Origin of the sequence: Halosegnis sp. (assembly GCF_042216475.1) — an archaeon.
Taxonomy (GTDB): Archaea; Halobacteriota; Halobacteria; order Halobacteriales; family Haloarculaceae; genus Halosegnis.
Genome location: NZ_JBDGTV010000005.1, coordinates 39,189 through 49,937, shown reverse-complemented (window position 1 = coordinate 49,937; position 10,749 = coordinate 39,189). Strand labels below are relative to the sequence as shown.

Genomic DNA, 10,749 nt, shown 5'->3' with positions numbered 1-10,749 from the left:
CGGCCTGAAATCCCGTGGTGGGATTCCTCCGCGTTCACGCGGAGGAGGAGGTCAAGCGGTGGACTTCCTCCGGAGAGCTGGTAGCCACTCACGGACGCGCAGAATCCGTTGTGAGAGCCAGTACTCCGATGGGTATGCGCCTCCAACTCGTCGCGAGCCGGAGGGTGAACGCGCGAGATACTCACACCATGCGTTTCCCCGCCTCCCACAGAGAGCCATGCGGTGCTGACCACCATATGTCCGGCAGCTCGGCGCAGACCGATTAGTTCGTGCCCCTCCGAGTGACCGGCCCGCCAGGCGCCAACGCGGGCGTCGGGACACGCGGTGTGTTCGTTGACGACGCCGTCGGCGACTCGCGCCCGGCTAGCATCGGGGAGACGCACGTCTCCGATACCACGATGACGCAGGTGTGCGTGGGCACAGGCGGCCGAGCACGCGATCTCAGACGGCAGGACACCACTGCGGCTGGCCGATGGAGTGGACGGTCGCGGCTAATTGTCGTCGAGCTTCCGAAGCTCTGCCTCGAAATCCTCCGCGGAGAAGTTGGCCGTCGTCGCGTCAATGTCGTCGCTCAGCCGCTCCAGCTCGTTGACGAGGTCGGCGTACGCCTCGCTGTCGGCGAGTTCCCGCTCGCTCTTCTGTGTCTCGAGGGCCGCTCGCTTGGAGACGAGCGCGTAGTACTCGCGCAGTTGTGCGTCGTAGGTGGCCCGGTCGAGCAGTCGCTCGACAGCCTCGTGGAGTCCCTCACGGCGTACTGGCTTCACGAGGTAGTCGTCGAAGCCCATCTCGATGATGTCGAAGTCCGGCTCGACGGCTGTCACCATGGCGACGCGGGTGTCGTACCCATCCTCGCGGACGCGGTCGAGCACCTCGTCGCCCGACAGATCCGGCATCAACCGGTCGATGAGCGCCACGTCGATGTCCTCGCTCATCGCCTCGATTCCCGCCTCGCCGCCGTAGGCGGTCACAACCTCGTACGTGTCGCCCAGCCACGCCGCGTACAGGTCCGCCAGGTCGGGCTCGTCGTCGATGATGAGCACGGTCGCACTGCCGTCGCTCATCCGACATCACCCGGTGGCGAACGATGGCGCATAGCCTAGAATCACACCCCCGCGGTATGAGGTTTTGGGACCGCCGTGCCGGAAATCACGACGGCACGGCCGCTCGCCATCGTGTCTGCAGAAGGACGCCCGAGGCGGGATTTGAACCCGCGTCACGACCGTGACAGGGTCGTATGATGGGCCACTACACCACCCGGGCCGACGCATTACTGGGTAGCCGGGTGGTATTCATAAGACTTTCCAAGCGCGCCGGCCGCGGTGTGTGACCCCGTCCCGTGGGCACAAGAGTCTTGTACCGACCAACCCAACTAATCTGATGTTGGCGCGGGGGGTCGTGAGCGGTAGCCGTCCGACGTTCCGAAAGCGTTTTGCATCACAGGACGGTACACATCTGTAGTATCTCGTAGGAAGTTCTTCCGAGCCGAACCCCTGACCCACAACATGGTAGACGTAAGCCAACACGACCTCGTTCCAGAACACACCGTCGTTCCAGACGAGGAACTCGACGATGTGCTCGAGGAGTATGACATCGACCGCACAGACCTGCCGAAAATCAAACGCACCGACCCCGCGCTGCCCGACGACGCTGAGATGGGCGACGTCGTCGAGATCGTCCGCGACTCACGAACGACCGACCGAGCCGTGGTTTATCGACTGGTGATCGAATAAATGGACCAACAGAAACGTCGCGCCGTCTCGCGAGAGTACTTCTCGCGGGACCGGCTCGCCGAACACCACTTCCGCTCGTTCAACGCGTTCCTCGACCGTGGGATGCAGCGGGTCGTCGACGAGAAAGAGACTATCGACACGGATATCGGCGACAAGGAGGGCCAAGAGCCCGTCCGTGTGGACCTCGGGAATGTTCGCGTCGAGACGCCCCGCGTCCGCGAGGCGGATGGCTCCGAAGAGCTGCTCTACCCGCAGGAAGCACGCCTGCGAAATATCACCTACTCCGCGCCGGTGTTCATGGAGATGGATATCGTGCGCGGCGGCGACGAGGAACCCGAACAGGTCGTCGACTCCGCCGAGACGAAGATCGGTCGGATGCCGGTGATGGTCGGCTCCGACAAGTGCAATATCGCCGACTTCACCGACGAGGAACTCGTCGAGATCGGCGAAGACCCCGCCGACCCTGGTGGCTACTTCATCGTCAACGGCTCCGAGCGGGTGCTGATGACCAGCGAAGACCTCGCGCCCAACAAGATCCTCGCCGAGTACGACACGAAGTACGGCGACGAAATCCAGGTCGCGAAGACGTTCTCCCAACGCCGTGGCTACCGAGCACTTGTGCTCTGTGAGCGCAACCGCGAGGGACTACTCGAGGTGTCGTTCCCCTCCGTGTCCGGCTCTATCAACTTCGTGACGCTCGTGCGCGCGCTCGGACTCGAATCCGACGAAGAGATTGTCCACCGCGTGAGCGACGACCCCGAGGTGGTGAAGTTCATGCTCGAGAACCTGGAGGCCGCGGAGGTCCAGACGACCAACGAGGCCATCGAGACGCTCGGCAAACGGGTTGCCAGCGGCCAGGGAAAAAACTACCAGCTGAAACGGGCCAACTACGTCATCGACCGCTATCTCCTCCCGCATCTCCACGAGGAGGGCGTCGAAGATGCCGAAACCCGCATGAACAAAGCCGTCTACCTCTGTCGGATGGCCGAGGCGTGTTTCGAACTCGCCTTGGGGCGCCGGGAAGCCGACGACAAGGACCACTACGCCAACAAACGGCTGAAGGTCTCCGGCGACCTGATGAAGGACCTGTTCCGCACCGCGCTCAACAAGCTGGCCCGTGACGTGAAATACCAGCTCGAACGAGCGAACATGCGCAACCGCCAGCTGTCCGTCTCCACGGTCGTCCGGTCAGACGTGCTGACCGAGCGGCTCGAACACCCCATCGCAACGGGCAACTGGGTCGGCGGCCGGTCGGGCGTCTCCCAACTGGTCGACCGGACGGACTATATGGGCGTGCTGAGCCACCTGCGGCGGCTCCGGTCGCCGCTGTCGCGGTCACAGCCTCACTTCGAAGCGCGTGACCTCCACGCGACCCAGTGGGGCCGCATCTGCCCCTCCGAGACGCCGGAGGGCCCCAACTGTGGGCTGGTGAAAAACTTCGCGCAGGCGATGGAGCTGTCACAGAATGTCGACGACGAGCGGGAACTGAAACGAGAACTCGCCTCTATGGGCGTCAACGGCATCCCCGGCATCGAGACCGTGGAGGCCCCCGCAGACGACTAACATGTCCAGTCAACGAGAATCCAAGGTATACGTCAACGGGTCGCTCATCGGGACCCATCCGCAGCCGCACGAACTCGCAAACAATGTCCGCGAGGCGCGCCGGCGCGGCGAAGTGTCGGAGATGGTCAACGTCTCCGTGAAAGACGAGACCGACGAGGTCATCATCAACGCCGACGCCGGCCGGGCACGCCGACCGCTTTTCGTCGTCGAGAACGGCGAGCCGCTCGTCTCCGACGAGGAACTCGCGGCCGTCGAGGACGGCGAACTCACGTTCGACGACCTGGTCGACCGCGGCTACGTCGAGTACATCGACGCCGAGGAGGAGGAAGATATTCTTGTGGCCGTCGACGGCGACGAACTCACCCCTGACCACACCCACCTTGAGGTCGACCCGCAACTCATCTTCGGCATCGGCGCCGGGATGATCCCCTACCCCGAGCACAACGCCTCGCCCCGTATCACGATGGGATCGGGGATGATCAAGCAGTCGCTGGGGCTGCCGAGCGCGAACTACCGGATTCGGCCGGACACCCGCCAGCACCTGCTCCACTACCCGCAGCTGTCGCTGGTCAAGACCCAGACGACCGAGCAGATTGGCTACGACGACCGCCCCGCCGCACAGAACTTCGTCGTCGCCGTCATGTCCTACGAGGGGTTCAACATCGAGGACGCGCTCGTGCTCAACGGCGGCTCCGTCGACCGGGCGCTGGCGCGGTCGCACTTCTTCCGCACCTACGAGGGCGAAGAACGCCGCTACCCCGGCGGCCAGGAGGACCGCTTCGAAGTCCCCGCCGACGACGTGCGGGGCGCCCGCGGTGAAGATGCCTACACCCACCTCGACGAGGACGGGTTGGTCAACCCGGAGACGCAGGTGGGCGAGAACGATGTCCTGCTGGGGAAGACCTCTCCGCCACGGTTCCTCGAAGAGCCGGACGACATGGGCGGGCTCTCCCCGCAGAAGCGCCGGGAGACGAGTGTGACGATGCGCTCGGGCGAGTCGGGCGTCGTCGACACAGTGACGCTGATGGAAGGCGAGGACGGCTCGAAGCTCTCGAAGGTGAGCGTGCGCGACGAGCGCATCCCCGAACTCGGCGACAAGTTCGCCTCCCGCCACGGCCAGAAGGGCGTCGTCGGCCACATCGCGCCCCAGGAGGACATGCCCTTCACCGAGGAGGGCGTCGTGCCGGACCTCATCCTCAACCCCCACGCCCTGCCCTCCCGGATGACCGTCGGGCACATCCTGGAGATGATCGGCGGCAAGGTCGGTGCGCTCGAAGGCCGGCGCGTCGATGGCACCGCCTTCACCGGCGAGGACGAGGAGGAACTCCGAGACTCCCTGGAGGAACACGGCTTCAAGTCCTCGGGCAAGGAGGTCATGTACTCGGGCATCACGGGCGAGAAGATCGAGGCCGAGATCTTCGTCGGGACCATCTTCTACCACAAGCTCTACCACATGGTCTCGAACAAGATCCACGCCCGCTCCAAGGGGCCGGTACAGGTCCTCACCCGCCAGCCCACCGAGGGGCGCGCCCGCGAGGGCGGCCTCCGCGTGGGGGAGATGGAACGCGACGTGCTCATCGGGCACGGCGCGGCGATGGCGCTCAAGGAGCGCCTGCTCGACGAGTCCGACCGCGAGTTCATCAACGTCTGCGGGGAGTGCGGGATGACGGCTGTCGAGAACGTCGAGCAACGGCGCGTCTACTGCCCCAACTGCGACGAGGAAACCGAGATCCACGAGGTCGAGATGAGCTACGCGTTCAAGCTCCTGCTCGACGAGATGAAGGCGCTCGGCATCGCGCCGCGCATCGAACTGGAGGACGCAGTCTAACATGTCAGCGCAAGGAACACCCCAGGAGATCGGTCAGATCAGCTTCGGGCTGATGGACCCCGAGGAGTACCGCGAGATGTCGGCCACGAAGGTCATCACCGCCGACACCTACGACGACGACGGCTTCCCCATCGACATGGGGCTGATGGACCCCCGGCTGGGCGTCATCGACCCCGGGCTGGAGTGTAAGACCTGCGGGAAACACTCCGGCTCGTGTAACGGCCACTTCGGCCATATCGAGCTGGCAGCGCCGGTCATCCACGTCGGCTTCGCGAAGCTTATCCGCCGCCTCCTCCGGGGGACCTGCCGCGAGTGCTCGCGGCTCTGTCTCACCGAGGACGAGAAAGCGGAGTTCCGCGACCGACTCGATACCACTCGAAGCCTGGGCGAAGATCTCGGCGACGTGACGAAAGCCGCCATCCGGCAGGCGCGGAAGGCGTCGAACTGTCCGCACTGTGGCGCCAAGCAGTACGACATCCAACACGAGAAGCCGACCACCTACTACGAGGTGCAGGAGGTGCTCGCGGCCGAGTACTCCGAGACCATCGCCGCCGCGATGGAGGGCCGGCCGGTCGACGGCGAAGAGGATGTCGAGCGCGAGCCGATGGCGCCGACGGAGCTCGCCGAAGAGACCGGCATCGACGTCTCCCGTATCAACGAGATCCTCTCCGGCGAGTTCCGCCCGACCAAAGAGGACCGACAGGCGCTCGAGACGGCGCTCGATGTCGACCTCACCGAGGAGGACATGAACAAGCTGATGCCCTCGGACATCCGCGACTGGTTCGAGGACATCCCGGACGAGGACATCGAGGTGCTCGGCATCGACTCCACGAAGTCCCGCCCGGAGTGGATTATCCTGACCGTGCTGCCGGTGCCCCCGGTGACGGCCCGGCCGTCGATTACGCTGGACAACGGCCAGCGGTCAGAGGACGACCTCACCCACAAGCTGGTGGATATCATCCGCATCAACCAGCGGTTCATGGAGAACCGCGAGGCGGGTGCGCCCCAGCTCATCATCGAGGACCTCTGGGAGCTGCTCCAGTACCACGTCACGACGTTCATGGACAACGAGATCAGCGGGACGCCACCGGCACGACACCGTTCTGGTCGGCCGCTGAAGACGCTCTCCCAGCGACTGAAGGGGAAAGAGGGCCGCTTCCGCGGCTCGCTGTCCGGCAAGCGCGTCAACTTCTCCGCGCGGACGGTCATCAGCCCGGACCCCACCCTCTCGCTGAACGAGGTTGGTGTCCCCGACCGTGTGGCGACGGAGATGACCCAGACGATGAACGTCAACGCGCGCAACCTCGAGGACGCGCGCCGTTACGTCGCCAACGGACCAGAACACCACCCCGGCGCCAACTACGTGCGTCGTCCCGACGGTCGCCGGCTGAAGGTGACCGAGAAGAACTGTGAGGAGCTGGCCGAGAAGGTCGACCCCGGTTGGGAGGTGTCGCGCCATCTCATCGATGGCGATATCGTCATCTTCAATCGCCAGCCGTCGCTCCACCGGATGTCCATCATGGCCCACGAGGTGGTCGTGATGCCGTACAAGACGTTCCGGCTGAACACCGTCGTCTGCCCGCCGTACAACGCTGACTTCGACGGCGACGAGATGAACATGCACGCCCTCCAGAACGAGGAGGCTCGTGCGGAGGCGCGTGTCCTGATGCGCGTCCAGGAGCAGATCCTCTCGCCGCGATTCGGCGAGAATATCATCGGCGCCATCCAGGACCACATCTCCGGGATGTACCTGCTTACCCACGAAAACCCCCGGTTCAACGAGACGCAGGCGCTGGACCTGCTGCGTGCCACCTCGATCGACGAGCTGCCGCCCGCGGACGGCACCGACGAGGAGGGCCGCGATTACTGGACCGGTCGCACCGTCTTCTCGGAGCTGCTGCCCGACGACCTGGACCTGGAGTTCGAAGGAACCGTCGGCGAGCCGGTCGTCATCGAGCAGGGCCAGCTCGTGGAGGGGACCATCGCCGAAGACGAGGTCGGCGAGTTCGGCGGCGAGATTGTCGACACCATCACCAAGGTGTACGGCAACACGCGCTCGCGTGAATTCATCAACGAGGTGGCCACGCTGGCGATGCGCTCTATCATGCACTTCGGCTTCTCCGTCGGTATCGACGATGAGTCGGTCGACGACGATGCCGAAACGCAGATTCAGGAGGCCATCGACAACGCCTACGAGCGGGTCGAGAAGCTCATCGACACCTACGAGGCGGGCGAACTCGAGTCACTGCCCGGTCGAACCGTCGACGAGACGCTCGAGATGAAAATCATGCAGACGCTCGGCCGGGCTCGCGACTCCGCGGGCGACATCGCCGACGACCATCTCGACGAGGAGAATCCGGCGGTCGTGATGGCCCGCTCGGGAGCTCGTGGGTCGATGCTGAACCTCACGCAGATGTCCGCCTGCGTCGGCCAGCAGGCCGTCCGCGGCGAACGCATCAACCGCGGCTACGAGGACCGCACGCTGAGCCACTACCGGCCGAACGATCTTTCGGCGGATGCCCACGGCTTCGTCGAATCGTCCTACCGGCAGGGGCTCAACCCACAGGAGTTCTTCTTCCACGCGATGGGCGGCCGCGAGGGACTCGTCGACACGGCCGTCCGGACGTCGAAGTCCGGCTACCTCCAGCGGCGGCTGATCAACGCCCTCTCGGAGCTGGAGACGCAGTACGACGGTACCGTCCGGGACACCTCCGACACTATCGTCCAGTTCGAGTTCGGCGAGGACGGCACCTCGACGACGCAGGTGGCCCACGACGCCGACTCGCCGCTCGATGTCGACCAGATTGCCGACCGCGTGATGAACGCCGAGTTCGCCGACGAGACGGACCGAGAGTCGTTCCTGCGCGGCGAAACGCTCGACACGAACCTCTCGGAACACCAAGACACGTGGCGCACCGAAGGGGCAGCACCGGAGGTGGAGTCGGATGACTGACGCGAGCGCCGACGTTGAGGCGGTCGTCGAGGCGACCGACCTCCCGAAGCGACTCCGTGAAGAGGTGTACCGCGTCGTCGACGAGCGGAACGCCTCTCCCGAGGAAGCCGCGGATATCGCCACCGCTGTCGAGTCACGCTACCGCGACACCCGGGTCAATCCGCTGGACCCTGTCGGCACCGTCTCCGCGCAGTCCATCGGGGAACCTGGCACGCAGATGTCGCTGCCGGCGGACGAGCAGGTCATCGTCCGTCGAGACGGCGAGACCGAGGTGACAGAGATCGGCCCGCTCGTCGACTCGCTGCTGACGGGTCGAGAGTGCCGCCAGTTCGACGGCCACGAGGTCGCTCTCGCGCCCGACGGGCTCGAAGTGCCCAGCCTTGGCGCAGACGAACAGCTCCGCTGGCAGGCAGTCGAGGAGCTCAGCCGCCACGAGACGCCCGACGAGCTGCTCCGGTTCACCCTCGAATCGGGCCGGACGATTCGCGCGACAAAGGCCCACTCGTTCGTCACGCGACGCGACAACGAGGTCGTCCCTGTCGCAGGAGATGACCTCGCTGTCGGCGACTGGCTCCCGGTCGTCGGGTCGCTCGGTATCGACGAGCCAACTGAGACGGTCGACCTCCGCGAGTACCTCCCGGCGAGCGACTACTGGTACACGTCGACACTGACGGACGGAGGGGCCGCGTCCTATCCGGCCGGAGCCGAACAGGTCGAAAACAAGCGTGCTGCGCTGGATGCGGGCACGCTCGACGCACAGGCGGTGTACCCGCGGCAGGGCACTGTCGGGCTCCCCGAACGGTTCCCACTTGACGCCGAAACCGGATTCTTCATCGGCGCCTGGCTCGCCGAAGGCCACGCGACCGACCACTACGTGTCGGTGTCGAATACCGACCCCGAGTTCCAAGACCGGATTCGTGCCTTCGCAGAACGGTTCGACCTCTCCGTCAACGAGTACGCCACCGACGGAGCATACGGTGACAGCTACGACATTCGTCTCAACGGGACCGTTCTCGCGGACCTGCTCGAGGCGGCGTGTGTCGATGCGGGTCAGAAGGTGGTGCCCGAGTTCGCCTTCGGCGCCGACGAGTCGTTCGTCACAGGGCTGCTCCAGGGCTACTTCAGCGGTGACGGCAGTGTCGGGACGAACGCAGTGCGGTCGAGTTCGACCAGCGACGACCTGACGGCCGGCATCGCCCTGCTGCTCGCTCGGGTCGACGTGTACGCCACGCTCGCCCGCCAAGACGACTCGCGAACGCTTCGCATCCCGACGAAGTTCGTGTCACGGTTTGCCGAACGTGTCGGGCTGGTCGGCGAGCGCGGCGAGGAACTCACGGCGCTCGCTGCCGATCTCGATCCGGAGGGACCGGACGCGACCGACCAGATTCCGAACTTCGGGGACGCTCTGTCCGACGTTGCATCGGACGCGGACATCCCTGCGCGACAGGTACAGAGCGCGTCTGACCGGCAGCGAATCGGGCGAGCTCGGCTCGCCCGGCTCGTGGAAACGGCTGACGATTCGGGTGTGAACTCGGACGCACTTGACCATCTCCGACGAGCAGTCGAGGGTGACGTCGTCTGGGACCGCATCGAGTCGATCGAGACGGTCACGAGCGACCACGAGTACGTCTACGATGTCTCGGTTGCGGGCCTGGAGACGTTCACAACGGCCGAGGGCGTCGTGACGCACAACACGATGAACACGTTCCACTACGCTGGTGTCGCCGAGATTGACGTGACCCAGGGGCTGCCCCGGCTCATCGAGCTGGTCGACGCACGCAAGACGCCGGACACCCCGATGATGACCGTCTACCTCGACGAGGAGCACGCGAGCGACCGCGAGCGGGCCCACGAGGTCGTCTGGAACATCGAGGCAACGCGCATCCTCGCGCTCGGAGACGTGTCGACGAACGTCGCGGACATGCTCGTGCGCATCGATCTCAACGAGGAGACGCTCCGCGAGCGGTGGCCCACCTACGACGATGTCGACGAGATTGCAGCCGAGATTGCAGGCCAAATCGAGTCGAATCTGGGCGTCGCAACGACCCGCCCGGAACAGACGGTCGTCGAGTTCGGCCCCGACCAGCCCTCCTACCGCGAGCTCCTCCAGCTGGTCGAGGAGCTCCGCGATATCGTGTTCAAAGGAATCGAGGACATCACGCGGGTCGTCATCCGCAAGGAGGAACTCGAGGACGGCAGCGAAGAGTTCGTTCTCTACACGGAGGGCTCGTCGTTCGGCGACGTCCTAGAGATTCCCGGGGTCGACCCCTCGCGGACCACCTGCAACAACATCCACGAGATCAACCGCGAACTCGGCATCGAGGCCGCCCGCGAGGCGCTCATCAACGAGACAGAAAACACCCTCGAAGAACAGGGGCTGGACAACGTCAACGTCCGTCACCTGATGCTGGTTGCAGACATCATGACCAACCGCGGCGAGATCGAGTCGATCGGCCGACACGGCATCTCCGGCAGCAAGGAGTCCGTGCTGGCCCGCGCCGCCTTCGAGGTGACGGTGAACCACCTGCTCGACGCGGCCATCCACGGCGAGGTCGACGCCCTCGACGGGGTGACGGAGAACGTCATCGTGGGCAAACCCATCCGGCTGGGTACCGGCGATGTCGACCTGCGGATGGGTTCCCGGCAGACGAGCCCCAGCGCCGACGATTGACGCG

6 protein-coding genes and 1 tRNA gene are annotated in these 10,749 nt (G+C 65.1%); 5 read left to right on the top strand and 2 right to left on the bottom strand.

Annotated features, from left to right (window positions below; genetic code table 11):
* Positions 1 to 491: 491 nt before the first annotated feature.
* Together ABEJ63_RS02520 and ABEJ63_RS02515 are read right to left on the bottom strand one after the other, a co-directional pair.
* Positions 492 to 1,061 (bottom strand): HalX domain-containing protein, encoded by a 570-nt coding sequence (locus ABEJ63_RS02520; RefSeq protein ID WP_375794771.1) that lies wholly within the window; start codon positions 1,059 to 1,061, stop codon positions 492 to 494.
* Positions 1,062 to 1,187: 126 nt separating this feature from the next.
* Positions 1,188 to 1,260: transfer RNA gene (locus ABEJ63_RS02515), tRNA-Asp, on the bottom strand.
* A gap of 242 nt (positions 1,261 to 1,502) precedes the next feature.
* On the opposite strand from ABEJ63_RS02515, the gene ABEJ63_RS02510 reads away from it, so the two are divergent.
* The 5 genes from ABEJ63_RS02510 to ABEJ63_RS02490 are packed head-to-tail and all read left to right on the top strand — an operon-like array spanning position 1,503 to position 10,745.
* Positions 1,503 to 1,730: a DNA-directed RNA polymerase subunit H gene (locus ABEJ63_RS02510; RefSeq protein WP_375794770.1), complete on the top strand. Its 228-nt coding sequence runs from the start codon at positions 1,503 to 1,505 to the stop codon at positions 1,728 to 1,730.
* Positions 1,731 to 3,293: a DNA-directed RNA polymerase subunit B'' gene (locus tag ABEJ63_RS02505; RefSeq protein ID WP_375794769.1), complete on the top strand. Its 1,563-nt coding sequence runs from the start codon at positions 1,731 to 1,733 to the stop codon at positions 3,291 to 3,293. It abuts the gene before it with no gap.
* A gap of 1 nt (position 3,294) precedes the next feature.
* Entirely contained in the window at positions 3,295 to 5,121 is a 1,827-nt protein-coding gene (gene rpoB / locus ABEJ63_RS02500; RefSeq protein WP_375794768.1) for a DNA-directed RNA polymerase subunit B, read from the top strand.
* Position 5,122: 1 nt separating this feature from the next.
* Positions 5,123 to 8,074: a DNA-directed RNA polymerase subunit A' gene (locus ABEJ63_RS02495; protein ID WP_375794767.1), complete on the top strand. Its 2,952-nt coding sequence runs from the start codon at positions 5,123 to 5,125 to the stop codon at positions 8,072 to 8,074.
* Positions 8,067 to 10,745 carry a DNA-directed RNA polymerase subunit A'' gene (locus ABEJ63_RS02490; protein ID WP_375794766.1) on the top strand — a complete coding sequence of 893 codons (2,679 nt, stop codon included), beginning with the start codon at positions 8,067 to 8,069 and terminating at the stop codon, positions 10,743 to 10,745. Before ABEJ63_RS02495 ends, ABEJ63_RS02490 begins: the two co-directional genes overlap by 8 nt.
* The last annotated feature ends 4 nt before the right edge of the window (positions 10,746 to 10,749 follow it).